We start from the raw sequence: 24,913 nt of genomic DNA on the forward strand, positions 1-24,913 counted from the left end.
ATTTAGGCGAGTTTTAATTGATTGAAGAGCTCAAATAGCTGATTCGATTTATAAGGCTTAGGTAAATAAGCATCCATACCTGCAGCAAAACAGTTGTGAATGTCTTCTTCCAAAACACTCGCGGTGAGCGCAATAATGGTCGTTTTCTCACGCCCGGCTTTCTTTTCCCAACGACGAATTTCTTTCGTCGCGGTCAGTCCATCCATCACCGGCATCATACAATCCATTAAAATTGCATCGAATTCTTCTCCCTTTGTGATGGCTTCTAACGCTTCTTGTCCATTGCTTGTTATCAAATAGTCATACCCTGCTTTATCCAGAAAGAAACTGGCGATTTTCTGATTCATCAAGTTATCCTCCGCGATTAAGATCCTCCTGTGAGAGCGCGACGTTCGATATTCAGACTTTGGAGCACCATTAGTGACAGCGTCACTTGAAATGGTTTTTTCTACCTTCGCTAAATCGTCAATGACATGCTTAAATCGATTGCCAAGAAAAGGCAATGTGAGCACAGCATGTACTCTTTCTGCATTGTCGTAAGGAGTGGATAGATGATGCTGACAAATAATCACACGACGAAGATCATATTTGAGTGACAATTCATCTAAGGCTTCATCCGTATTGGAGTCGTCACTATGGCACAGAAATATGACATCAAAGTCATCGTTTATTGCTTTTACTTCATTAACATTATTCGCACCAAAGAGATTGATTTTTGCTAATCGACACTCTTTCAAAAGTTGATCAGCGTAATCGTAATTTGTGCAGATCAAGAGCCCTTTATTTATCACGTCCGAGCGCCAGCCAAACACCGGAATAACGTCAACCTCAATAGAGAATTCAAAGCATGTGCCCACTCCTTTTGTGGATGTCGCTATAAGCTGCCCTCCCATCATGGATACCAGTTGACGACAAATTGCCAATCCCAGTCCCGTTCCACCGAACTGCCTCGACACCCCTTCATCTTCCTGAGTAAAGGGTTCAAAAATCGTCGTTAACTTATCTTGTTCAATGCCTATCCCGGTATCTTCGACTTTAAACATCAGCGTTCCGCGCTCGTTCTCAGGTAACTCGTCATAACTGACATCAACACGTATATGACCGCTTTCGGTAAACTTGACCGCATTCGATACCAGATTCGTGATAACCTGCTTGATGCGATGATCATCAACCATCACTCGAGTTGGAATGTTTTCAGCTAAGTTAATCCCCAACTCTAGCTGTTTAGATGTGGCTTTGGATTGAAATAAAACCATCGACTGGTACACCACCTCTCGGATATCGGCCTCGACTAACGACAACTCCAGTCGACCAGATTCGATTTTAGAAAGATCCAAAATATCGTTAAGCAAGGTAAGTAATGTTTGAGATGAAGAGTCAATGTCATCAACGACTTCTTGTTGATGGGAAGATAACTCACTTTGAGAGAGTATCTCCGTCATGCCCATAATACCGTTTAGGGGGGTACGTATTTCATGCGACATGTTGGCAAGAAATACTGATTTAGCGCGATTAGCAGACACTGCTGACTCTTTAGCATGGAGTATTTCGTCTGTTTGTCTCTGCTTTTCTTCAACCACTCGATTCACTTGCTGAGCGAAAATCGTCAGTTCATCACTGCCATCGACTTTGACTTTCGTCTGTTTCTCTTCATCGTTGATCAGCGCCGTTAAGGTATGAATAATCGCATCTAGTTTGCTATTAACCCGAAACCAAGTGCCAAAACCAAGCCAGCAAAGCATGACGATAACCAAAATAACGCCAGAGGTAATCATAGCAATATTGGTCTTTTGTTCATGAACTTGTGTTAGGAGCGACTGCTCTGTTTGTTTCGTGAACCCATCAATGAGTACTTGTAAGCGTTGCACACGGAAATCGAGTTCTCTCAAATACGCTTCATAGTCACTACGTGACATGTCCCCTGACATTAATCGCCCACGAGATGCCAAATTTCTCTGATATCTCGGCGACGTAAACAAGCCTAGCAATTTATCAACTTGATCGTATGACCCTCCTAAATTTAAAAACGCATCCAAATTTTGCTGCTGTCGATCAATCGCCTGAAAAAACAGACTCTGACTCAACCGACTCTTAGGATCTTGAACTAGGCGATGCGTCAACCAGGCTTCTTTCTGTGTCCAAAAAGACAGCTGAGCAAGGTAAGCAATAAAATTCTGCATTCGAATGCCGTCCTCACTACCATACCACTGATGATTTTGTAGCAAAGAGCGCGACATATTTTGAAGCAGTTGAAATGCCCAATCGCCCAGGTCATCCATCTCGTCCAACCTACCTGATAATACCCCTAGCATGGCCTCTTTCAGCTCATCAGCATATTCAGCGGTATTGGGGTTACTGACGAATTTTTGATGCATGGAAGAAATAACACCGTCTTGTTCTTCTATATTAAGTGCGGCTGATGCTTGAAGCGTAGGCTGGCGGCGTGCTTTCTCTATGGAGTATATAAAATGAGAGGCTTGGGATATCAACTGGAAACCTTGGATATTGATTACCGTTTGATTGAGACGGCTTACGCGCAACGCATTGTCAGAAAACTGCTGAACTGCAAAAACCACTATCACCACCGTGGGTAATAGTGCGAGGAGTGCTAAGCGTGTTTTTATTGATAATCTCAACATCCATCAGCCCAATGGTTGATCTCATCCGATTATTTAATACTAGACTAGTTTCTAGCATTGAAAGGCATATACGACATGGTTACTTTAAAATAACATTCACCTACCAAAACCATGGTCATTCCGCTTATTTCGCCATCGGTCAATGAAATGGTAATTGTGACTCGAATCATACTTTTCGATCTTCAAGCTGAGTACAAACAGTGAAGTTTCACTCATACCTAAGATGCACATCACTTTTCATGAAATTCCAAACCATATGTTCACCTATCTCGTTGCCTTATCGAGACAAATCACACAAAAATGCAAACGAATTCACAGTGACAACAAAACTAATTTGAAAACACACATTATCATCGCGAAAAAAGTGGATGACTTTTTAAATGTCAATACGTGAAAACCACCGCTTTAGTCACATTAATTCACCACTAACACGACCTTAACTAGTGTTTTACACTGGATTTAATTTTCCTAGCAGAATAAGGGCTCCGACCTTAGAATCCGCACACATAACTATTACAACCCGATTACATAACCCACCACACTCTTGCACGCTGCCGAAGAGGCAACAGCAGAGAGTATGGTTAGCCCCCAAAACGTGAAAGGTCTAATACAACAATGAGTCCAGAGAAATATCTCCAAGACTGGCAAACTAGCCAAACGATTGCTGAATCTATTTCCCCTCTAATTGGTAAGCTATATCGTCAAAAAGGAATCGAAGTGGTTCTGTTTGGTAAAACGCTTATCAATGCTACTACTATAGACATTCTCAAAACTCATCGCGTTGCAAGACGTTATACAGGCAGCCCACTCTCACTTGAGCACACAATGCCTATCATTCAAGCGCTATGTGAAATGAGCATTTCTTCGTGTCGTGTCGATGTTGGCCAATTGGCAACTAAGTACTGGAATGAGCATGACGATACTGCGTCTCTAAATGATTTCCTTATCACTGCACTTGATGGCGCACGCGATGCAGACTCTTCATTGAAAGCGCGTGATGTAGTTCTTTACGGTTTTGGTCGCATTGGTCGACTACTAACTCGCCTTCTGATCGAGAAAAGTGGCCCAGGTTACCCACTACGACTACGAGCGATTGTGGTTCGTGGCGGTAAAAAAGGCGATTTAGAGAAGCGTGCTAGCTTACTGCGTCGTGACTCAGTCCATGGTCAGTTCAACGGTAGCATCGTGATCGATGAGGAACGTAAAGCTCTGATCGTTAACGGTAACTACATCCAAATCATCTACGCAAACAATCCAAGCGAAGTAGACTACTCTGCTTACGGTATTAACAACGCGCTTGTTGTTGATAACACAGGTGTTTGGCGTGATTCTGAAGGCCTAAGCCAACACTTAGCGTGTCAAGGTGCAGAGAAAGTGCTGCTAACGGCACCAGGTAAAGGCGATATTAAAAACGTTGTATTCGGTGTAAATGAATCAGTTATTCAAGAAAATGACACCATCATCTCTGCCGCGAGCTGTACCACAAACGCAATCACGCCGGTTCTTAAAGCGCTGAATGATAAATATGGTGTCCTTTCTGGTCACATCGAAACCGTGCACTCATACACAAACGACCAAAACTTGATCGACAATTTCCACTCTGGTGACCGCCGTGGACGTAGTGCTTCTCTGAACATGGTTCTAACTTCAACTGGCGCAGCTAAAGCAGTAGCAAAAGCACTGCCAGAGCTAGCTGGTAAGCTAACAGGTAACGCAATTCGCGTACCGACACCAAACGTTTCGATGGCAGTCGCTAACCTAAACTTAGGTGAAGACGTAGACCGTGATTCACTGAACGATTACTTGCGTGAAATGGCGTTGAACTCTGAGCTTTCGGCACAGATTGACTACACCGATTCAACAGAAATTGTATCAACTGACTTAGTTGGCTCTCGCCATGCAGGCGTCGTAGATGGTCAAGCGACTATCGCACAAGACAAGCGTTGTGTACTTTACATCTGGTACGACAACGAATTCGGTTACAGCTGCCAAGTTGTGCACTGTATGGAACAAATGATGGGTGTTCGTTACCAAACATTCCCTCGATAGGTGAACTTTGCTCCACAACGTTAACCACATAGCGTAACGGACAATATCTCATATTTGTTCTAAATAATAAGCGCAAAGCGCATTACTAATATTTTTCCCCGTTTATACGCCTGATCACCCTCAGGCGTTTTTTCATTTCGCTCATTTGACACTCTCCGGACAAAGTAAAGGCTATCATTCATGTTTTGTTCATGTTCACAGCATTAATCTGAACACATGAATTACAGAGAGGTCATGATTATGAATCGGATTATTGTTACCGCACTGGCACTGATTACGGGCTTTTTTACATTAGTCTTTAGCTTGATCATTGCGATTCCGTTGACCATCGCAGCATTAATTACAGGCAAACGTATTGAGAAGCGCGTGAAGAAAATGCAGAAAGAAATGCATGAAGAGTATGAATTCAATACTGGTAAAGCCGATGCTATTGAAGGTGAGTTCGAAGAGGTTCGCCGATAAGTAAATAGAATTTATATAAGTTTCTCTCCCCCGACTGCTCCTAAGAAACTTCTTGCTTTCACCCTGTCTTTACAATGGCAGGGTGCTTTTTTACAAAAAAGGCAGCCATCCGGGCTGCCTTTAATATTTTGTTGTCTTTGCAAATTTATACGGTTACGACCACTCGAAGTGCCAATAGCATGAGAACAATCCCTGACAAACGATCAATTAACACCGCTTTAGAACGAATTCTGTCCACTACTTTAGAGCTCGATAACACTAGGGTGATAAAAGTATACCAAAGCCCGTCCACAACAAATGGTGTAGCCACAATGATCATTTGATTGCTCAAATCATTACCTAGCGCTACAAACTGACTAAATAGTGCGATAAAAAACAAGGCAATTTTGGGGCTTAAAATCGAGATAAAAAAACCTTCTCGAGCAGACTGGCTTACCGTTGTTTCCTCGCCTGACTCCAACTTCGCCGCTACACCGCCTTTCGAACGCAGCGCATTGAACCCTAAATATGCAAGATATGCCGCGCCTGCAAGGCTGATCGTCTTGAACAACATCGGGCTTTGCTGCAAAACAACAGCGAGGCCAATCAGCGTAATAAAGGCATAAATGCCAATTCCAAAGGCGTGTGCCCAAGCCGTTGCCAAACCATTGATGCGTCCACCAGCCAAGGCATGTTTTGCCACAATCGCTAGGCTAGGCCCAGGAGACATAGCACCGAGTAAACACACGGTAAAAAGTGATAACCAAACTGTTAGTGTCATAAATAACCTCTCTCCATTTGAACTCAATCTATCAATTGAAGAGCTATAATTTGAAATCAAAGTTTCGCATAAAAGTCATGATTTAAAATCATAACCTAATGAATGGAGTATTCCGATATTTTCATCACCGCGTGGATTTGCTCTCGCACCCACTGATGAGCTGGATCATTGTCGTATTTAGGATGCCACATCAGCCAATATTCATGGGTAGGTGTCTCAAAAGGAAGCGCTTTATGAACCAAAGGCCAGTGCTTGGCCAAATTATTTGCAATGTGCTCCGGAACTACCATTAAGTGCTCACTTGAGACCAAACGATTTACCGCCGCAGAGAAAAAAGGCACTTTAAAGGTAACATGACGCATCAGCCCCCTGTCTTTTAGTGCCATATCGGTACTTGAGTCTTTGTCTCCCCCACCCGTCACTTGAATATGCGAATGACTAATGAGGTCCTCTACAGAAATCGAAGCCTTACCAGCTAAAGGGTGAGATGCCTTCATCAAACAAACTGACTTATCAGAACCAATATTGATGCTAGATACACCTTCAGGCTGAGTGGGATACATAGAAGAAGCAAGGTGGATTCCTAACTCGTGAAGCTTATCGATAAAATCTAGCTGCCACAGTCGATACGCCAAATCCAATTGTGGTGCTTGTTCACCCAAGTGAGAGGCAATATCGGGCAAAACGTATTGTGCCACGTAATCGCTTGAGGCAATAACCAGCTCGCCTTGCCACAGTTGCGGCTCAAAAGGTTTGTCATCGAGTAAATGGTCAAACTCAGCCAGTAACGCATCAAGCTTTGATTTTAACGCTATTGCTCGCGGAGTTGGTATCAGCTGATTACCTTGACGAATAAGCAGTGGGTCACCACACAGATCGCGCAATTGTGCAAGCTGTCGACTAACCGCAGACTGCGTAATGTGCAAACGTTCTGCAGTTCGGCTGACATGACACTCTTCTAAAAGTACATGCAAGGACCTAAGTAGATTCAAATTGATGTTGTTTAACATACCGGCTCAAGAAGGTTTTAATAAATAATGGCACCCATGATGCTTATTTCACAAACTGGTTGCCAGTCGTATTAAAGAACTCAGCTAAAACGGTATGAGTCATGAGGTGCCTTAGCTCTGGGTAACGTTGAATTTGATCTCTGATTTCGTTCAAACGAGTCATCGTAGGTACTTCGACAAAAACCATCATATCCGTTTCACCACTGATTGCATGGCACCATTTTACGCCATCGATTTTGTATAGTTCGTCGGCATATGATTCGCAATAATACGTGGATGTAGATTTATCGAACTTTAGAGCAAAATAAGCACAAATCGAGTCCCCGCCTGAAGAGGCAATTTCAGCGTGATACCCGAGAATCACTTTGTCATGTTCTAACTTACGAATACGAGCCGTCACCGCAGAACGAGAAAGGTTCACTTTATCCGCAATTTCAGTCACCGACAGCCGAGCGTTGTGTCGGAGAAGATCCACAATCTTGTGATCAAACTTGTCCATATACTTACCAAGCTTTCCTTATTTTTCTCATTCTATACCGATTCTAACTGCATAAGAAACCAACATTTTGTTGGAAATATTTAAAACAACCGTCATATTGACGGTTCAGTAAATCATTTTGTTATTAAGATTTTGGATATGCTATTTGGTAAGCATGAGATGAGCACCGTTATCCATTCAAATAAAAGAGCGATAACGCATTGAAATCAAATACGCTTCTTATGCACTCAGCGCACTAGCGGGCTCATTAAACTCCAATAAATGAGATAATTAGAAGCCACAAGCGTTTTCGTCATAAGTCCTACAACATTGGATGAATCAATTAGCATGGAACAGCTCAAAAAAGACATTTCACTCACATCCGGTATCGCCCAACTATCCACAACATTAATGGGAACGGGGCTTTTTATGATACCAGCCATTGCAGCAGGCATAGCGGGTCATTTTTCACTATGGGCCTGGATTTTATTATTCATCGCCATTTGTCCTATTGCGCTGACTTTTGCCCAGCTAGGCAAGCGATATCCCAACGCGGGCGGAACCGCATTTTTTGTGCGTAAAGCATTTAACGCCAAGCTGGAAAGTAGTGTAGCTTGGCTATTTGTTAGTGTCATTCCGGTAGGGGTTCCGGCCGCGATTGCACTCGCCGCAGGCTTTCTACAGCAAATATTGCCAGAGCCTATTAGCAATAATCTGTTTGCACAAATTCTAACGGTATTACTTCTTGTGTTCGTCAACTTGATGGGCACTAAGTCATCAGGTCATTTACAAACTCTTATTGCTTTGAGTGTCTTTGCGCTCGTTGGCACATTTTTATGGAAAGGTGACGTTAACAGCGCCGATCTCGTGATGCCAGCTATCACACAAGAGTCAATTTGGCCTATTACCGCAGCGCTTGGCGTGATGTTCTGGTGTTTTGTTGGCATAGAGGCTTTTGCTCATATGGGGGAAGAATTCAAAAACCCTCAAAGAGACTTCCCTATCGCCATTATTGTCGGTTGTTTTGTAGCGGGAGCTACGTACTGGGCTTGCTCTGTTGTTATTTTAAAGTTTGGTGCATATGGTAATGCTCAATTCGATAATGCATCGATTCCATGGTTGAGTGCTCAACTACTTGGCGATGGGGCCAAATGGATAATCAGTTTGATCGGATTCTCCGCTTGTTTCGCGAGCGTTAACTTATACACACAGAGCCTAGCGCGAATGGTCTGGGCTCAAGCTCGGGAACATCGTCCTTACAGCCCACTAGCCAAGATTTCGCGTCGTGGTGTCCCTTTCTCAGCCACCTTATTAGTTGGCGGCGTACTGCTAATATCTTGCGTGATAGGAACCCTATCACAGCTCGATCTGGAGTTTTTCCTAAAACTAGCAAATAGTGTATTCGTTTTGGTTTACATGTTGGCGATGTTAGCCGCTTATAAATTGCTTCGTGGGTTTGGTAAAGCGCTTGCGGGACTTTCTCTATTGCTTTGTACCGGTGTTTTTATATGTTTAGGCTGGTCAATGTTTTATGCACTTGGCATTTTCACTCTACTTTTACTGCCTTGGAAACAGTGGCGACATAAACGACAAACACGCGCAATTGAATAGTCACTGCTTCCCATGTCGAAAAATTAGGGCTAAACGTTGGATACCAGCGTCTATGTTCTCTAACGCGATATTACCGTAACCAAGCACGGCACCATGCCAGTGACGTGCTTGAAAATCTGGGTGTTCATAATAGCTCAAAGGTCGCAAGATGCTCCCTTCATGCTCTGCCAGTTTTGTAAAACGCAGCTCATCTATACCGTTTTGCCATTTCAACGTAATATGAAGCCCCGCCGCTTGGCTAACGATGCAAACACTGTCGCCAAAATGCTGTTGAATGGATAAATGCATCTGTTCATGCTTGGTTTTATATATTCGGCGCATTTTTCGGATATGGCGCAACAACCCACCCTCGGTAATAAAATCCGCCAACGCTTCTTGAGTGTGCGTCGGTGAATCACCACTTAACGCATCTTTAACCACCAAACATTGCTCTACTAAACGTTCAGGAACCACAAGGTAGCCAAGCCGCAATCCGTTAAACATCACTTTACTAAAGGAACCCACATACAACACACGATCATCTCGACCCATTTGAGCTGCTAGCCCCTGTAAGCTGGTGTAGGGACGATGAGCAAACTGAAATTCGCTGTCATAATCGTCCTCGATGATCCAACTTGATTGCTCGACCGCCCAGTTGATGATCTTCCCTCTTTGCTCGGTATTGAGTGTGGTACCCATCGGATATTGATTACTTGGTGTGATATACAGCGCATCGGCATCGCTTGAGGTCACCGCTTCCACATCAAAACCTAATTTCTCTCTTACGAACAAAGGCTCAAATTGATAGTTTTGGAACTGAATCAACTTCCGCATTTGCGCGTAACCTGGTTGCTCCATCAAAACCTTATCACCTTGTTTGAGCACTACCATCGTCGCAATTGACAACGCTTGCTGCGCCCCAGAGGTAATAATAATGCGCTCTGGGGAACAATTCACTGAACGACTTGATGCAAGGTAGTCAGCTAAAGCACAGCGCAATGCCCAACTGCCCTGAATATCTTGATTCCCTAGCAAGCAGGTGCGGGACATGTGGCGAGCAACTAGCTTTTGCCACTGCGCCATCGGAAATGCGTCCAAATCCGGCACACCCGGTGCAAATGCGCGGTTGATGTCAAAGTTGGTTTTCGGTGATGAGTCTCTCTGAACTGAATTAGGTTCAGGCAAGTACTGCTCCGGCAGTTCTACGGCAACATAAAAACCCGAACCTTTTTGGCTGTTCAAGTAACCTTCCGCCACTAACTGCTCGTAAGCAGAAATCACGGTATTCCTACTTAGATTAAGCGCTTGTGAAAGCTTCCGCGTAGAAGGCAACTTCCCATTCTTCACCCACAATCCTTGAACAATTTTCTTGCGAATAGCAAAAAACAACGCTTGCTGACGCGTTCCATCACTTTCTTTTAAATATAGGTCACCGATATCAATCAAAGACAAACTGGATCCATCCATTAGTTAAAAGTGGCTCTCTTTAAGCTACCAGTTAAACGCTACATTGCAATCAAAGAATGAGGATCAATCGCTCGTAATCGTGAGCAAACAAGGAGAGAAAATGCTATCCAACACCAATAGAACGGAAATTAAGAAAGGCGCACATAAAGCCGTCTCTGATGTTAGCAAACTGCACGCCATCATAGATGAAAGCCTAATCGCTCATATTGCGATAACCAACGAGTCAGGCCCTGTGGTCATCCCTATGCTGGCATGGCGTGTCGATGATTACGTGTATATCCATGGTGCCAACAACAGTCGACTGTTACGCTCACTCAAACAAGGAGTGCAAACGTGCTTAACCTTTACTTTGTTTGATGGTTGGGTATTGGCTCGAAGTGCATTTCACCACAGTGCGCATTATCGTAGCGCCGTGGTCTTTGGCCAGTTTGAGATGGTGGAGAATAACCAAGAAAAAGACAGGTTGCTGAATCACTTTATCGAACAGATCGCTCCAGGGAGAACAAAACAAGTCCGTTTGAGTAATGAAAAAGAGCTCAAAGCCACCATGCTGCTGCGTATCCCACTCACAGAGGCATCTGTGAAAATCAGCAATTTTGGCGTCAACGACGATGCGGAAGACATGGATATTCCTGTTTGGGCAGGTGTCCTACCCTACCGAACCGTCGTAGGTCCGCTGCAAGCTTGTGAAGATTTGTATGAAGGTATCGCTGAACCAGACTACCGCAGTGCCTACTCTAATCGTTGGCAGGAATAAGCACCGTAAAACGTGCACCGCCTAAGTGACTCTCGCCGACGGAAAGCTCCCAACCCAGTTGCCTCGCTGCACTGGTAGCGATGGCAAGCCCTAAACCAAAGCCTTTCATGTCGGCGTTGCGGCTTTTGTCTAAACGCGAAAATGGCATAAATACTTCTTCTCGCATCGCTTCAGGGATGCCCGGACCATCGTCCTCAATATCGATGCTCCAGCAATCCGCTACCATTCGAATCGTCACCTCAACGCAGGATTCACCGTAACGCTTGGCGTTTTGCAGTAAATTATCGAGGACGAGGTTACCCAAAGTAGGCTGAAAGTGAATCAATTGGTTCGCGAGTTCATTTTCTGCTCTCAACATGGTGGACTCTAAGCCTAGGTAATTCATGCGGCTTTTACACCAAAGAGGCAGTTCCATGGTTTCAACAGAATCGCTCAAAGAATGGTTTTTCACACTCAAGCGAGACAGCATGACGATGTCGGACGTTAAATCCGTCACTACATCAACGTATCGTTCAATATCGTCATGTAACTCTGCCTGCATTTCACCACTCGTGCGCCTAGCTAAATCCGTCGCTAGCTGAATACGACTCAGCGGAGTGCGCACTTCATGAGGAATAGCTTGAGTAAAGATGTGTGTTTGACGTACTCGTCTCTCAATCTCTTCAGACATGTTGTTGAAGCCTTGGGCGAGCTCTTTCACGGGTTGCGAAAATTGCTTTAGATCGACTCGCGTATTCAACTCACCATAACCAAATTGTTGTTGTGCAGCCGTTAGTTGTCGAATTTGGCGGTCAAGACGTCGTACAGGTATGTAAACCATAATGCCTAAACTGCACACAACAACCAAAAGTAGAGTCAGTATAAATACAATCTCAGAATCTTCATTCCAATCAACATCTGGGCTAAAGAAATCCGTTTTTTCTTTGAAAACTAAACTCTTCGAGGTGTTAGGTAAAGGGAATACCGCGGCATAGGTACTGCCATCAATAAGATAAACAGGTATCCCTTGTATTCGGTACAGCAGCTTACAATCTCGACAAGGCGGTGATCCGTCCCAGTTTTCAACCAATGTTAAATCAAAGATAAAGAAATCTTGCTTGCCGTTTTCGGTTAACTTCTTATAGAGAGAATCCGGAGTGCCTCGTTGCTCAATGTATTGATCGACAAAATAAGCACCATCACTCAAAAAAACACCGACTTCTGTTTTGCGCATGTACTCTTCCCCCATAAAGAGAAACAAAGCAACAGTCAGCGCAAGGCCAGTAACTAACCCCACATATAGACGAGTAAACAGGGAAAACATGCGTCATTTACCTGTCAGCATATAGCCGTGGTGACGTATGGTCTTAATGGTAGCGGTATGGATATGAGCCTTAGAGAATTTCTTCCTTAGTGAGGATATACGCATATCAGTCGAACGATCAGTAATGCAGTATTCAATGCCTCTGGCAAGACGGCAACATGATTCACGAGATACTGGCTTATCGACATTCAGCATCAGGAGCTCTAGAATTTCAAACTCAGAGCTCGTTAAACCAATATCTTTTTGCAAATAAAATGCTTGGGAGCGACGAAGACAAAGGCTAATGCCATATCGGCTCAGCTTTTCTTCTTCAACGGTATCAACTTGACGACGATAGCGACGTAGCGCCGCTTCAATACGGGCGAGAAGGATATTGCCTTTTATCGGTTTGGTAAGGTAATCATCAGCACCGAACTTAAATAAGCTCACCTCGCTCATTTCATCATCGGTTGCAGTCAAAACAATGATAATCCCATGATAAAATTTACGTGCCTCTTGGCATATTTCTGCGCCATTTTTTCCCGGCAACATCAAATCTAACAGCACTAGGTCCGGATTGAGCCCGCGAATCGTTTCTAATGCATTTTGACCGTTGTCGATAACAGTTACTGTATAGCCTTCGGCTTCGAGGTACATTTTGGTTAATCGAGCAATCTCAGAGTCGTCTTCTACCAGTAAGATTGTATTGCCCACCATGAATCATTTACTCCACCAATATGATGGAGGGAGTATATCGCTCGTCCTATACTGCGCAACCCACTTAAATGATAATTTTAATAAAAAGCGGGCTTACATACGCTTACAAACCATACATATACGATAATCCTAATCATTCCACGCCCCTAAAACCATGCAATAACCTGATGTTTTATTTATTAGCAGAATATAGCTTCACATAAAAAATAAATTTCGGAATAAAAATCTACTACATTTTTAAATATATCGAATGATAGTCCTTACCAAAAAACAATATCGATATATATGACTTTGTTTGCTTATATAGACAGGACTTTATGTTGCTTCTAAGTTTCTTGCTCTAATAAAGTCTACGAGTAACATGAAATGAGATATTCCCAATTAACACCTTTAGCCATATTTTGCGCGATAAGTCTAACTGCTTGCGGCGGCAGTGAATCTAATTCGAAACCATCGACAACGACACCTCCAACACCACCAGCGCCAACATTGAGCACTGTCACAATCCCAACTGTCGTTTCTACAGAGCTTCCAGCCAAGTTAAAAGTGGCTGCTGATGCGGGCTTCACCCACTATGTGAAAATCTCCCTTTCTGAAGCAAATAACAATGATGCATTTCACATTGTGGCTGTTGATGACGGTGCGAATAATGAAAAAATCTTTCGTGCAGCCAAAATCATCCAACACCTTCTCACAAACCAACCAGACTCTAAGTACGGCGCTGACAAGTCTCGTATCGCTAAGACATTAGCCGAGCGTGATGCCACACTAATGCTGACCGAAAACGACGAACAGAATGATGAGATGTTAACCAAAATCTTTATCAACGAACTGATTCGCCAAGACAAACTGAACGATGCAGTGACAAACTCGGGCTTAGCACACTCTTTTGATACGAGTTCTCTAGAAAAGTTTGTTGTAAGCATGATGGTACTTAACGAAGATGATATGGATACACTTGTCACATCTATCGTGGCAACATTAGTAAATAGTAAAGAAACACCAAACTGGCTAAGGAACAGCCAATCTTTGATGTATCGAGAACTGACAGTTGAAGGCGATTGCCATTACATGAGTAATTTTGCCGATTACTGTGCCAATCTTGGTAAAAAAGCCGAACGAGACGCCGCTTTTGAAGAAATTTTACACTTGGTCCAAGCGCAAGGTATTGCACCTAACACGGGGACTGCGGCACTGCAAAATGACATTCAAGCTCATGCGTTAAAAATCTATAACGATATTCAAGCGGGCAAACCGACGGTGTGGCGCCCAACTCAGTATGACTGGGACGATTGGAAATCGGACGACTTCGATCCTGAAAGTGTTAAACAAACGGGCCCTTCATATTCTCACGAATACTTTGCTGCCGCTTTTGAAGCTTACATGGGTGTAGCAAAAGCAAACGGACAAGGTTTAGATGGCTACCAAGCATTAACACGTGAAGAAATGCAAACTCAAGATCCACAAGCCGTTGATTGGATCAGCGGCTTATTCCACGGATACTTGCAATACACCGCGAACATCGACTCTGCGGGCGTCAAACTTTACACAGAAAAGACAAATCCAGGCACAGTGCCTACCTTCCGTATGGCTCCCAACAAAGACGGCTTGATAGAAGCATACACCTACAAATCTCAGTGGCTGACAAGAGTGAAGATCATTGGCGACGACGCAATGAATGTCATCGGTAATGACCAAAACAATACCTTTGAAGGCAACAGCAAAGACAACAGCATTTATGGTGAAGGTGGTATCAACACCTATATCGTGCCACACAAACTGGCAGAATGTACTGTTATCAAAGCAAAGAGCGTTTCTGTTAAGTGCCCGAGTACAGGCTCGGATGAGTTGTACGACATTCAAAAGATCCAATTCACCGACCAAATCTTAGATGTAACCGAGCTATAAACGATGAAAAACATGAAGAAACTTACTCTATTCGCTCCCCTACTCCTTGTAGGTTGTGGTGGCCTAGCTGTCATGGATCGTACTGATGCCGTAAAAGCACAACCAGAAATGCTGATCAAAACCGACGGAGATTTTTGGGGATTCGGTGCAGATGGTCATTTTGATTTTGCTGGTAAGTACAAAGGCAACTATTCACGCAGTGCTTCTAACTCAAGTTGGTTTAACCATATCTCTTTCAAAGAAGGTGCGATGGGCGCAGAAGTTACTCGTATCGACAACGGGGAAACTTGGCTTCTGAGCTGCTCTGGAGGCGGTATGTCGGTTAACTACATGGGCGTCGATTTTGGTGGGAATGATCCTTACACCTGTGATATCACCCAAGATGGCGTCAAAGTGGGAGAATTTGCGATGGAGCCAAAATCCGCTCTCATCGACATCAGCTTTGAGAAAAAAGAGACTGGCGTAGTGCGTATTGGCAGCACCCACTTTAATGTAGAAACCGTACATACTAGTCCCGACGCCATGATGGCGGTAGACATTCCATTGGGTTATAGCTTTAAGGAAGGCACACAAGAAATTGCCGCTGTACAGACGAACGGTACCATTGCGGTACAAATGCTCCCAGAACTTAGTGAACAAAAAAAGGATGTGATTGCCATCGGCGCTGTTGCAAGTGCACTAAGCTGGCGCCCTAAGAAATAGCCATTACATTAAACAACACCAAAAATAGCAAAGCCCTCTACCTTGAGGGCTTTTATTGCTTGTTTTCATAAAGACAAGTGAAGCATTACTTTTCTAATCTTCCCGCATACTGCTTGGGCGTTAATCCACGATGTTTCTTAAACATACGATTGAAGCTCGCCACATTGGTGTAACCAAGGCGCATGGCTATGTCATCAATACTCACGCGCTTACTCAATAACCCAGCCGCAACATTACTCAATACATAGCCGGATACCATCGAGAAGTTGAGGCCTAATTTGTGCAAACGACGTTGAAACTGCTGTTCAGATAAATCAAGCAGAGAAGAAACGCGCTCTAACGTTGGCAATCCATAATGACTGCTGTAGTTCACCACTTCATAAATCACTTTCAACTCATCTTCTGGGTCGGGCATATTAAGCAAATCATCCAAATCGGAAAAACTCATCGCTAGACGGCTGTCCTCGCGATGGCTCACTTGGCGGGAAGCTAATCGGTCATCTCCCGGGATCCATATTTCTGTTTTTGGCTGACTCCATTCCACCTCGCAGCCGAAATATTCCCGGTATCGCTCAGTATTTTTTCTCGACCCTGAAATCTTGACGCGCAAAGGCTGATAGTCTTTACCAAGAAATTCGCGTAGCACTTTAATCATAAATACCGCACAGCGGATACTATCGTGCACCTTTACTGACGTTTCTATAAACGGATTGTGGTAAGTCCATTTGATGATTTTGCCCGACTGTTCGCCAGCAAAAAATGCCCCAGATTGTAAGTTACTCGCACCATAATTAACGCGTCGAATCGCGCTGGCTAAATCATTCCCAGAAAATAGCCAGCGTCCCACAGGCCCAAGCTTTTGCAGTTCAATACCTCGGCTGAGACTCAAAACCACATCTGGATCACTACTGGCTTGTTCAACACAACGATACCATTCTGCGACGGCTTTTAGCGGGATCAGTGTCATTGGGTTGTGAAATACCGACGACGGAATCCCCAGTTCATCCGAGCCCAAATTATATTTAGATAACGCGAGGTTATGCATGTTTAGAATGCCCATCGCGCGAATAAATCGAACCGTCTTCATTACCAATCACATCAAATTCAATCCTCTATTGATTGAATCTGTCACAAAGAAAGACCTAAATCAAATCCAGATCACAATACGCCAACCGTTTGATAGAGGAGTGTTTAATGAGTTTACTGAGTGTCCCATTTGTCGGTACAGGCGCAGATACGGCGTTACATGTTGTCGCTGCTGTCGTTTTAATCGCGAGTGTCGCGGGCGCGTGTTACGGCTTTTGGAAAATCCATGAGTTGCCAATTAATAAGGCGCACAGCAAAGACCATCATCAGATAGGGCTCATCACTGCGCTCACCTGGATAGGGTTTGTCTGGCACTGGGTTTGGGTGCTAGCTGTTATCTTTGCATTCGTTGATATGGAAAAAGCCATCATCAATCTGCGTGATACATGGAGAAGTAAACCGCAAACAGAAACACAGCCAAAAGAGGAAGCGTAATGTTAGAAGGTTTAGCGGTATGGGCTCTCTTCATCTATTTGCTGCGTTTGGTTGGCATGCCTTGGAACAAAGCAACCAAATCGTTCGCTTATCTTGGCGGTTTGAGTTGGCTGATGTTCGTATGGGTAGGTTTGATTAACTTCACCCCGATGGATTTATCCGGTGGTTCTGTCGTGCAGTCACCACACATCCAATTGCGTCCAGATTCAACCAATGTGAAGGGTAAAGTTGACCACATTTACATTAAGCCAAATCAACAAGTTAAAGAAGGTCAGCTTATTTATGAACTTGACCCAACGCAATACGAAATCGCATTAAATCAGGCGAGCGTATCCGCCGATTCTGCACGAGTCGCATTAGCTACGGCAAAAGGCGACATCGAGATTGAAGAAGCGAATCATCAAGCATTGGTGCAAGATCTAGAAACATCAAAGAGCCAATTGGAAGCGGCGAAAGTTGACTACAAATTGCAGAAAAAGATGCTAGATCGTTATGTTGAGCAAAACCGAGTGGTGCAAAACACCATCACGGAAAGCGACATCGACAAACAATCGAGTGCGGTTGATATGGCACGTCACAACGTGTTAACCCTTGAGTCTCAAATTAAGAAGAAACAAGTCGATATTTCACGTGCAAAACTGGCGATTCATAAAGCAGAGCTCGCAGTTGAAACCAAACAAGCCGAACTGCGCCAAGCTGAAGAGCAAATTGCAAAAGCGCAATGGGATTTGAACAGCACCAAAGTTCATGCCCCAACAGATGGCTTTGTCACCAACTTTATCCTGCGTGAAGGTCAGCGTGTATCGATGATGCCACGTATTAATATGTACACTAACGAGAAGTATGTGCTGATGCGAGTCAACCACCAGGCGATTCGTAACATCAAACCGGGTCAACCTGCGGAATTCTCCTCGTCCGTTTACCCAGGCAAGATCTTCTCAGCGACCGTCGAAGGCATTGTTGAAGCAACAGGTGAGTCACAAGGTAATCTGCTGGGTTTCGATGATTCTGTGCGTGTCACCACTGGAAAGAATTTACAGAACAAACACCACTTTGTTCGTCTTAAGATTGATGAGCCAGAAGGCTACGACATTCCTGTTGGCTCTGTTGGCCTCGCATGGGTCAGCGGTGAAAAACCGATAGGCTTCATGGCCTTCTTGGATGTGATTCGCGGGATCATCATTCGAATGAAGTCCCAGCTGTACTTCTTCTACTCCATCTAAACTCACAAACCGCCTGTTTCGCTGGCGGTTTTTTCATTTGTATCCAAACACATCCTTTTCCCGTATAACAATTAGTTAGTAAATAGCGGAGAAGATTCATGTCGGCAAAGGAAAGAAGCCTACCTACCCATCGTATCTCAAGGTTCAGCAAGTTCGCTTCACTTGCTACCCGTGTCGCAGGCAATGTGATTGCAGAAGGCACGAAACAAATCGCCAAAGGCAATAAACCAAAAGCGAAAGACCTCTTGCTGACGCCACAAAACATCGCACGGTTGACAGACCAACTTGCTCACCTACGTGGCGCTGCAATGAAGCTTGGTCAAATGCTCTCAATGGATGCTGGTGATGTTTTAGAACCTGAACTCGCAGATATTCTCTCCCGCCTTCGCTCCAACGCAGACCCAATGCCTGCAAAGCAACTGAACGGAGTCATGGAAAGTTCGCTAGGAACGAGTTGGAAAGCTGAGTTTCTATCATTTAACTTCAAACCAATCGCCAGTGCATCAATAGGACAAGTGCACCAAGCCTACAGCGATGCGGGCGATAACCTAGCCGTCAAAGTGCAATATCCGGGCATACGGAAAAGTATCGATAGCGACGTAAACAACGTAGGTACGTTGCTTAAAGTGGTTGGGTTGATTCCAGAATCCGTAGACTACAAAGGGCTACTAGAAGAAGCCAAAAAGCAACTGCATGATGAAGCCGATTACACCCGAGAAGCGCAATTTGCGATTCGTTACCATAATGCTTTGAAGGAGCATCCTCATTTTGTCGTACCAAAGATTCACACTGAAAGTTGCTCAGACTCCGTTCTCGCCATGGAGTTTATTGACGGCGTACCCATTGAACACATCGAACATTATGATCAAAGTACGCGAGATTTTGTCATGCACAGTTTGCTCGAATTGCTGTTCAGAGAGCTGTTCGAATTCAAGATGGTGCAAACCGACCCTAACTTCGCCAATTACTTGTACATTGAAAGTACTCGCCAAATCGGCTTGTTAGATTTCGGTGCAACTCGCGAATACAGCGAACGATTCAGTGCCGGCTATCGCCAAGCCTTTGCGTCCGTCATGAATAATGACGAACAAGGCTTGAATGACGCGCTTGAACAAATTGGCTTCTTCAGCCAAACCATCTTACCTGATCAGCGCCAAGCGATTCTCGATTTAGTAAAAATGGCATGTGAACCCATGTTAGTTGATGAGCCATATGATTTTAAAGCCAGTGGCTTAGCGCAAAAACTTCGCGAAGCTGGCACTATTTTGAGCATGGAACAAGAGTACTGGCATACCCCACCTGCCGATGCCCTATTTTTACATCGTAAAATTGGTGGCATGTATTTGCTCGCAGCGAGAATTGGCGCAAAAGTGAACATTCGCCAATTGGTACAGCCATATCTCACTATCAACAGCGAATAGCCTATTGTTTTTCTGTTACTTTCAAGTACCTTGAGCAAGGTTAAGATGCATAGTTGTGCATCTCAATAACATGCCATACTTCCATAAAACGAATTAACTATCGGGGTACTCGGTGAGCAAGTTTCAAGATCTCTCCACTCTAATCCAGCAAATTGGCCAAGCCGAAGAAGCGGATCAAGTCGCAACGCTCAATGAATCTATTGAAGCGGGTCTCGAACCTGGCGCAGTCGCCCTAATTCTGGAAGCCTTTCCAATCGATGATCGTGTTCGCTTATGGCGAGCTTTGCCACTAGAACTGCATATCGACGTGTTAACGGAAATGCGTGCCGACGTACGTTTTTCTATCATCAATGCATTATCTGAAGTCGAGCTAAAACTCACCCTCGCTAAACTTGATAACTTATCGCTGATCGAATGGGCGGATTCGTTGCCTGAGTCGATCATCAACGAAGCGCTCGCGTTAATCGAAAAAGATGAGTTAGAGCTTTACGATCAGGCAAACGAATATGAAGATGAAGAACTCGGCCACTGGGCTGAGCGTAAAATCATCACCCTGCCCTTTAATATTACGATTGGAACGGCTAAGCAGTTAATGGAGCGCTATAGCTACGACACGCCTCAACAAGTCTACCTGATCAACCGTAATAAACAGTATCGAGGGACAGTCAATTACTACGAAATTTTACGTAGTGATCCTGATACTCGCTTGAAAACACTCGTTATTGAAGCGGTGACGGTGCTAGACAGTAAGATGATGCTTCCCGAAGCGGTAGAAGCATTAGAGCACAGCACACTGCCCGCTCTGCCTGTGACTGATGCAGACCAAACTCTGATTGGTGAAGTCGATTGGCAATTTGCATTGAGTACGCAACGTGAAATCTACGAAGCGCGCTTAATGGCCGGTACTGGTATGGATGAAGGCGATGACTTGTTTGCGCCAGTATTAAAAAGCTCACAAAAACGCGGCGTGTGGCTGGGCATCAATTTGCTGACTGCAATTTTAGCGTCTGTCACTATCGGGCTATTTGAAGACGTGATTGCTCAAGTGGTGGCTTTGGCCGTACTAATGCCAATTGTTGCATCGATGGGTGGCATTGCAGGCAGCCAAACCCTGACTCTAATGGTTCGTGCGATGGCGCTCAATCAGATTACCCCAGGTAACCGATTCAAATTCTTAAAAAATGAGCTGGGTATTGGCTCACTGAACGGCATTGCTTGGGCGCTAATCATCGGCGGGTTAGCCGGATTGTGGTTCCAATCGCCAGTTTTAGGTGGAACCATCGCGCTGGCCATTATCGTCAACATTATTACCGCTGCTTTATTTGGCGTGTTGATACCCATTATTTTGGATAAGTTTAAATTGGACCCGGCTTTGGCTGGCTCGGTGATTCTAACAACAGTGACAGATGTAGTTGGTTTTTTCGCCTTTTTAGGGACGGCGAGTTTAGTCATGCTCTAAAAAGTCCACTGTTTATTAATCAATCATTAGCATAATAGAGTCAAATTGCATAACGCAGTTGCAAATTGCAAACAAACTCAAACTTTAAGCAACGCATGTCACAGAAACTACGTATTTTAGGGCATATTAAAGTTGGCACAGTAACTGCATTATATAAATCGACCCTTCTTAAGCCGAGGGTCACCTAGCCAACTGACGTTGTTAGTGAACTTGATTTTGTTCACATGTATATAAGCCAATCGCACTCTTTGCGGTTGGCTATTTTTTTATGTGGCTATTGCTCTCTTATCCTCTGACCGAGCTCGGTTGTACTTTTCTTGCCCACAACAGATTGTTTACTGTTTATAAAATTCAAATATTCGCCCACTAAACCATTAGAAATGCCAGCTTCAACAAAAACAAATCACCTACATAAAATAAAACCAAGAAAACACACCCCAAAAAAGAACAAATAACGTCCAAACCAAAAATCTCATCATGAAATCGTTTTCTTTTCATAGAAATCGACTGAACAATCCAGAGTTATAGATAAATTTAATCCATAAAAACAAATAGCAATTCAAAATATTCATTTCACATAGAAAACCTGTCTATAAATCATAGAAAATACGTAAAAATAAACTTTTCACTTTTAGAACTTAAAAACCAAGCCATTGTTATTAAAAGAAAAAACAGAAACCAAAAATCAAGCAAACGTTTAAATTGCAATTTTATCATTGACTATTAAATTTACATCACGATAATACGCGCCGTTTGCCTGAAAACCAGGTGCTATAATTTAATATTTCAATGTGCGGAGGTAATAATGGCTGGAGACAATAACTACAGTCTTGGACCAGTTCCCAACACGGCCAGAAAAGGCGTGGCGTCACTAACCATGGTGATGTTAGGACTCACTTTTTTCTCCGCAAGTATGTGGACAGGGGGTTCTCTCGGTACTGGGCTCTCCTTTAATGATTTTTTCCTCGCTGTTCTCATCGGTAACCTAATCCTCGGTATTTACACTTCTTTCCTCGGTTACATCGGCGCTTCTACTGGTCTCTCTACTCACCTTCTTGCTCGTTTCTCTTTTGGTTCTAAAGGATCTTGGCTTCCTTCTGCTCTTCTTGGTGGTACTCAAGTTGGGTGGTTTGGAGTTGGTGTCGCGATGTTTGCGATTCCGGTGCATAAAGCAACGGGCATCGATACCAATACATTGATCCTCGTTTCCGGTTTGCTCATGACCGCGACCGTTTACTTTGGCATCTCAGCACTGATGGTGTTGTCAGCAATTGCCGTTCCTGCCATTGCGCTACTTGGCGGCTACTCTGTCATCGAGGCAGTAAATAGCGTTGGCGGTATTAGCGAACTACAACAGGTTCAACCAACCGAGCCACTCGATTTTTCAATAGCTCTCGCGATGGTTGTCGGCTCTTTTGTCAGTGCTGGTACATTAACGGCAGATTTCGTGCGCTTTGGCAAAAAGCCGCGCAGCGCTGTGATGATCACAATGGTGGCATTTTTCATCGGTAACTCGTTAATGTTTATCTTTGGCGCGGCAGGTGCGTCGGTGACTGGTCAATCAGACATCTCTGAAGTGATGATTGCGCAAGGTTTATTGATTCCTGCCATCATCGTACTTGGGTTAAACATTTGGACGACTAACGACAACGCGCTCTACGCATCGGGTCTTGGATTTTCCAACATCACAGGCTTACCAAGTAAATACATCTCGATGGCGAACGGGCTTGTTGGCACACTTTGCGCTCTCTGGCTCTACAATAACTTTGTTGGCTGGCTAACCTTCTTATCGTTGGCAATTCCACCGATTGGCGGCGTGATCATCGCTGACTTCTTCACGAACCGTAAGCGCTACGCAAACTTTGAAGCCGCCCAATTCCAAAACGTTAACTGGGCTGGCATTATCGCTGTCGTGATTGGCGTTGGTGCGGGACACTTCCTGCCTGGCGTAGTGCCGATTAACGCTGTACTTGGCGGCGCAATTAGCTTCCTGATTCTTAATCCTATTCTTAACAAAAAAGCACTGGCTACACAGCCAGCGTAAGGAACCATCATGACAACACTACTGATCAAAAACGTAACGCTAAAAGGACAAGAAGGTCTACAGCAAATTTTGATTGAAGATGGTCAATTCAAGCGCATTGAAAACAACGATGTGGAGCTTAATCATAACGGTGATACCATCGATGCTGAAGGCGGCATGGCGGTGGCGCCTTTCTGCGAGCCACACATTCACCTAGATACAACGCAAACCGCTGGCGAGCCAAGCTGGAACATCTCTGGCACATTGTTTGAGGGTATTGAACGTTGGGCTGAGCGCAAAGAAATACTGTCGATTGAAGACGTGAAAACGCGCGCAAAACAAACCTTAAAATGGCAGATCGCAAACGGTGTACAACACGTTCGAACTCACGTAGACGTTTCAGACCCTACCCTAATTGCCCTAAAAGCGATGGTAGAAGTGCGTGAAGAGATGAAAGAGTGGGTAGACATCCAAATCGTTGCGTTTCCGCAGGAAGGTATTCTCTCTTACCCAAATGGCAAAGAGCTGCTAGAAGAAGCCGTCAAATTGGGGGCGGACGTGATTGGCGCGATTCCCCACTTTGAATTCACACGCGAATATGGCATTGAATCGCTGCACTACGTGTTCGAATTAGCGCAAAAATACGACCGTCTGATCGACGTGCATTGTGATGAAATCGATGACGAACAATCTCGCTTCGTTGAAACACTGGCAGCATTAGCGCACAAGTTTGATATGGGGAATAAAGTCACGGCCAGTCACACCACAGCGATGGGTTCCTACAACGGTGCATACGCATCTCGCCTGTTCCGTTTATTACGCATGTCCGGTATCAACTTCGTGGCAAATCCATTGGTGAACATTCACTTACAAGGCCGTTTTGATGATTACCCAAAACGTCGCGGCGTAACACGAGTGAAAGAGATGCTGAATGCCAACATCAACGTCTGCTTTGGACACGATGATGTATTTGACCCTTGGTACCCACTAGGCACTGCAAACATGCTGCAAGTGCTGCATATGGGCCTACATGTATGTCAGGTCATGGGTTACGAGCAAATCAATAACTCACTAGATCTCATCAGTACCAACTCAGCGCGCACATTGAACATTCAAGACAATTACGGAATTGAAGAAGGCAAACCAGGTAGTCTTCTGATTCTTCCAGCTGAAAATGGCTTTGATGCAGTACGTCGCCAAGTGACTGTGCGCTACTCGGTTCGTCACGGTAAAGTCCTTGCAGAAACGCAACCTGCGACGACTCATATTCATCTTGAACAAGCAGAGCAAGTGACGTTCAAGCGCTAAGGTTAGTAAAAATACCGACTAAAACGAAAAAGGGTCTAACGAAATCATCAGGCCCTTTTGCTATTGGCAAACGTCACTGCTGTTCTGTGTCTTACCACCTTAGTAGCCAACCGAACGCACAAAAATGCTATTTAAGA

20 protein-coding genes are annotated in these 24,913 nt (G+C 44.3%); 12 read left to right on the forward strand and 8 right to left on the reverse strand.

Annotated elements, in window-relative coordinates; translation table 11 throughout:
- Positions 1-2: 2 nt before the first annotated feature.
- A complete protein-coding gene (locus ACZ5ZC_RS01280; RefSeq protein ID WP_464931672.1) occupies positions 3-2,639 on the reverse strand; it encodes a hybrid sensor histidine kinase/response regulator in 2,637 nt (878 codons plus the stop codon).
- Positions 2,640-3,254: 615 nt separating this feature from the next.
- Between ACZ5ZC_RS01280 and ACZ5ZC_RS01285 the strand changes: the two genes are divergently transcribed.
- Positions 3,255-4,688 (forward strand): glyceraldehyde-3-phosphate dehydrogenase, encoded by a 1,434-nt coding sequence (locus ACZ5ZC_RS01285; RefSeq protein ID WP_074190481.1) that lies wholly within the window; start codon positions 3,255-3,257, stop codon positions 4,686-4,688.
- A gap of 240 nt (positions 4,689-4,928) precedes the next feature.
- Complete coding sequence (locus ACZ5ZC_RS01290; protein ID WP_005397748.1) at positions 4,929-5,150, forward strand: hypothetical protein; 222 nt, start codon at positions 4,929-4,931, stop codon at positions 5,148-5,150.
- 145 nt (positions 5,151-5,295) lie between these two features.
- Here ACZ5ZC_RS01290 and ACZ5ZC_RS01295 read toward each other — a convergent pair whose 3' ends face one another.
- The 3 genes from ACZ5ZC_RS01295 to ACZ5ZC_RS01305 all read right to left on the reverse strand — a co-directional run bounded on the left by ACZ5ZC_RS01295 (position 5,296) and on the right by ACZ5ZC_RS01305 (position 7,419).
- Positions 5,296-5,910 (reverse strand): LysE family translocator, encoded by a 615-nt coding sequence (locus ACZ5ZC_RS01295; RefSeq protein ID WP_046875874.1) that lies wholly within the window; start codon positions 5,908-5,910, stop codon positions 5,296-5,298.
- Positions 5,911-6,005: 95 nt separating this feature from the next.
- The gene (locus ACZ5ZC_RS01300; RefSeq protein ID WP_005396380.1) at positions 6,006-6,920 is read right to left on the reverse strand and encodes a LysR family transcriptional regulator; all 915 of its coding nucleotides are present in this window, start codon (positions 6,918-6,920) and stop codon (positions 6,006-6,008) included.
- A 43-nt stretch (positions 6,921-6,963) separates the two neighbouring features.
- Positions 6,964-7,419 (reverse strand): Lrp/AsnC family transcriptional regulator, encoded by a 456-nt coding sequence (locus tag ACZ5ZC_RS01305; RefSeq protein WP_005396378.1) that lies wholly within the window; start codon positions 7,417-7,419, stop codon positions 6,964-6,966.
- 327 nt (positions 7,420-7,746) lie between these two features.
- Here ACZ5ZC_RS01305 and yjeH point away from each other — a divergent pair, with 327 nt between their 5' ends.
- Entirely contained in the window at positions 7,747-9,009 is a 1,263-nt protein-coding gene (gene yjeH / locus ACZ5ZC_RS01310; RefSeq protein ID WP_446571580.1) for an L-methionine/branched-chain amino acid transporter, read from the forward strand.
- Here yjeH and pdxR read toward each other — a convergent pair whose 3' ends face one another.
- Complete coding sequence (gene pdxR, locus ACZ5ZC_RS01315) at positions 9,010-10,455, reverse strand: MocR-like pyridoxine biosynthesis transcription factor PdxR (RefSeq protein ID WP_464931673.1); 1,446 nt, start codon at positions 10,453-10,455, stop codon at positions 9,010-9,012.
- A gap of 100 nt (positions 10,456-10,555) precedes the next feature.
- Between pdxR and ACZ5ZC_RS01320 the strand changes: the two genes are divergently transcribed.
- Entirely contained in the window at positions 10,556-11,212 is a 657-nt protein-coding gene (locus ACZ5ZC_RS01320) for a pyridoxamine 5'-phosphate oxidase family protein (protein ID WP_054866983.1), read from the forward strand.
- Here the strand turns inward: ACZ5ZC_RS01320 and ACZ5ZC_RS01325 are convergent.
- Both ACZ5ZC_RS01325 and ACZ5ZC_RS01330 read right to left on the reverse strand, forming a co-directional pair.
- Entirely contained in the window at positions 11,193-12,515 is a 1,323-nt protein-coding gene (locus ACZ5ZC_RS01325; RefSeq protein WP_256898799.1) for an ATP-binding protein, read from the reverse strand. The two genes, ACZ5ZC_RS01320 and ACZ5ZC_RS01325, sit on opposite strands and share 20 nt — an antisense overlap.
- A 3-nt stretch (positions 12,516-12,518) precedes the next feature.
- Entirely contained in the window at positions 12,519-13,211 is a 693-nt protein-coding gene (locus ACZ5ZC_RS01330; RefSeq protein WP_054866982.1) for a response regulator transcription factor, read from the reverse strand.
- Between the two features lie 366 nt (positions 13,212-13,577).
- Between ACZ5ZC_RS01330 and ACZ5ZC_RS01335 the strand changes: the two genes are divergently transcribed.
- Both ACZ5ZC_RS01335 and ACZ5ZC_RS01340 read left to right on the forward strand, forming a co-directional pair.
- Positions 13,578-15,119 carry a hypothetical protein gene (locus ACZ5ZC_RS01335; protein ID WP_464931674.1) on the forward strand — a complete coding sequence of 514 codons (1,542 nt, stop codon included), beginning with the start codon at positions 13,578-13,580 and terminating at the stop codon, positions 15,117-15,119.
- Between the two features lie 12 nt (positions 15,120-15,131).
- Positions 15,132-15,821 (forward strand): VV20781 family protein, encoded by a 690-nt coding sequence (locus ACZ5ZC_RS01340; protein ID WP_243328004.1) that lies wholly within the window; start codon positions 15,132-15,134, stop codon positions 15,819-15,821.
- Positions 15,822-15,906: 85 nt separating this feature from the next.
- Here ACZ5ZC_RS01340 and ACZ5ZC_RS01345 read toward each other — a convergent pair whose 3' ends face one another.
- Positions 15,907-16,908 carry an AraC family transcriptional regulator gene (locus tag ACZ5ZC_RS01345; RefSeq protein WP_054866979.1) on the reverse strand — a complete coding sequence of 334 codons (1,002 nt, stop codon included), beginning with the start codon at positions 16,906-16,908 and terminating at the stop codon, positions 15,907-15,909.
- A 107-nt stretch (positions 16,909-17,015) separates the two neighbouring features.
- On the opposite strand from ACZ5ZC_RS01345, the gene ACZ5ZC_RS01350 reads away from it, so the two are divergent.
- The 6 genes from ACZ5ZC_RS01350 (at position 17,016) to ACZ5ZC_RS01375 (ending at position 24,776) form a co-directional block, all read left to right on the forward strand.
- Positions 17,016-17,342: an MFS transporter gene (locus tag ACZ5ZC_RS01350; protein ID WP_046875867.1), complete on the forward strand. Its 327-nt coding sequence runs from the start codon at positions 17,016-17,018 to the stop codon at positions 17,340-17,342.
- Complete coding sequence (locus ACZ5ZC_RS01355) at positions 17,342-18,565, forward strand: HlyD family secretion protein (protein ID WP_243328005.1); 1,224 nt, start codon at positions 17,342-17,344, stop codon at positions 18,563-18,565. Before ACZ5ZC_RS01350 ends, ACZ5ZC_RS01355 begins: the two co-directional genes overlap by 1 nt.
- 98 nt (positions 18,566-18,663) lie before the next feature.
- Positions 18,664-19,986 (forward strand): ABC1 kinase family protein, encoded by a 1,323-nt coding sequence (locus tag ACZ5ZC_RS01360; protein ID WP_464931675.1) that lies wholly within the window; start codon positions 18,664-18,666, stop codon positions 19,984-19,986.
- Between the two features lie 112 nt (positions 19,987-20,098).
- Positions 20,099-21,445, forward strand: a complete 1,347-nt coding sequence (locus ACZ5ZC_RS01365; protein WP_005396363.1) for a magnesium transporter — start codon at positions 20,099-20,101, stop codon at positions 21,443-21,445.
- A gap of 805 nt (positions 21,446-22,250) precedes the next feature.
- A complete protein-coding gene (gene codB / locus ACZ5ZC_RS01370) occupies positions 22,251-23,489 on the forward strand; it encodes a cytosine permease (RefSeq protein WP_005373644.1) in 1,239 nt (412 codons plus the stop codon).
- Positions 23,490-23,498: 9 nt separating this feature from the next.
- Entirely contained in the window at positions 23,499-24,776 is a 1,278-nt protein-coding gene (locus ACZ5ZC_RS01375; protein WP_464931676.1) for a cytosine deaminase, read from the forward strand.
- Positions 24,777-24,913: the final 137 nt, after the last annotated feature.

The sequence above is a fragment of the Vibrio sp. JCM 18905 genome, assembly GCF_055393305.1.

Bases quoted from the DNA above. Each gene is read 5' to 3' on its own strand.
- ACZ5ZC_RS01280 (WP_464931672.1), bottom strand. From the start codon at position 2,639: ATGTTGAGATTATCAATAAAAACACGCTTAGCACTCCTCGCACTATTA.
- ACZ5ZC_RS01285 (WP_074190481.1), top strand. From the start codon at position 3,255: ATGAGTCCAGAGAAATATCTCCAAGACTGGCAAACTAGCCAAACGATT.
- ACZ5ZC_RS01290 (WP_005397748.1), top strand. From the start codon at position 4,929: ATGAATCGGATTATTGTTACCGCACTGGCACTGATTACGGGCTTTTTT.
- ACZ5ZC_RS01295 (WP_046875874.1), bottom strand. From the start codon at position 5,910: ATGACACTAACAGTTTGGTTATCACTTTTTACCGTGTGTTTACTCGGT.
- ACZ5ZC_RS01300 (WP_005396380.1), bottom strand. From the start codon at position 6,920: ATGTTAAACAACATCAATTTGAATCTACTTAGGTCCTTGCATGTACTT.
- ACZ5ZC_RS01305 (WP_005396378.1), bottom strand. From the start codon at position 7,419: ATGGACAAGTTTGATCACAAGATTGTGGATCTTCTCCGACACAACGCT.
- yjeH (WP_446571580.1), top strand. From the start codon at position 7,747: ATGGAACAGCTCAAAAAAGACATTTCACTCACATCCGGTATCGCCCAA.
- pdxR (WP_464931673.1), bottom strand. From the start codon at position 10,455: ATGGATGGATCCAGTTTGTCTTTGATTGATATCGGTGACCTATATTTA.
- ACZ5ZC_RS01320 (WP_054866983.1), top strand. From the start codon at position 10,556: ATGCTATCCAACACCAATAGAACGGAAATTAAGAAAGGCGCACATAAA.
- ACZ5ZC_RS01325 (WP_256898799.1), bottom strand. From the start codon at position 12,515: ATGTTTTCCCTGTTTACTCGTCTATATGTGGGGTTAGTTACTGGCCTT.
- ACZ5ZC_RS01330 (WP_054866982.1), bottom strand. From the start codon at position 13,211: ATGGTGGGCAATACAATCTTACTGGTAGAAGACGACTCTGAGATTGCT.
- ACZ5ZC_RS01335 (WP_464931674.1), top strand. From the start codon at position 13,578: ATGAGATATTCCCAATTAACACCTTTAGCCATATTTTGCGCGATAAGT.
- ACZ5ZC_RS01340 (WP_243328004.1), top strand. From the start codon at position 15,132: ATGAAGAAACTTACTCTATTCGCTCCCCTACTCCTTGTAGGTTGTGGT.
- ACZ5ZC_RS01345 (WP_054866979.1), bottom strand. From the start codon at position 16,908: ATGAAGACGGTTCGATTTATTCGCGCGATGGGCATTCTAAACATGCAT.
- ACZ5ZC_RS01350 (WP_046875867.1), top strand. From the start codon at position 17,016: ATGAGTTTACTGAGTGTCCCATTTGTCGGTACAGGCGCAGATACGGCG.
- ACZ5ZC_RS01355 (WP_243328005.1), top strand. From the start codon at position 17,342: ATGTTAGAAGGTTTAGCGGTATGGGCTCTCTTCATCTATTTGCTGCGT.
- ACZ5ZC_RS01360 (WP_464931675.1), top strand. From the start codon at position 18,664: ATGTCGGCAAAGGAAAGAAGCCTACCTACCCATCGTATCTCAAGGTTC.
- codB (WP_005373644.1), top strand. From the start codon at position 22,251: ATGGCTGGAGACAATAACTACAGTCTTGGACCAGTTCCCAACACGGCC.
- ACZ5ZC_RS01375 (WP_464931676.1), top strand. From the start codon at position 23,499: ATGACAACACTACTGATCAAAAACGTAACGCTAAAAGGACAAGAAGGT.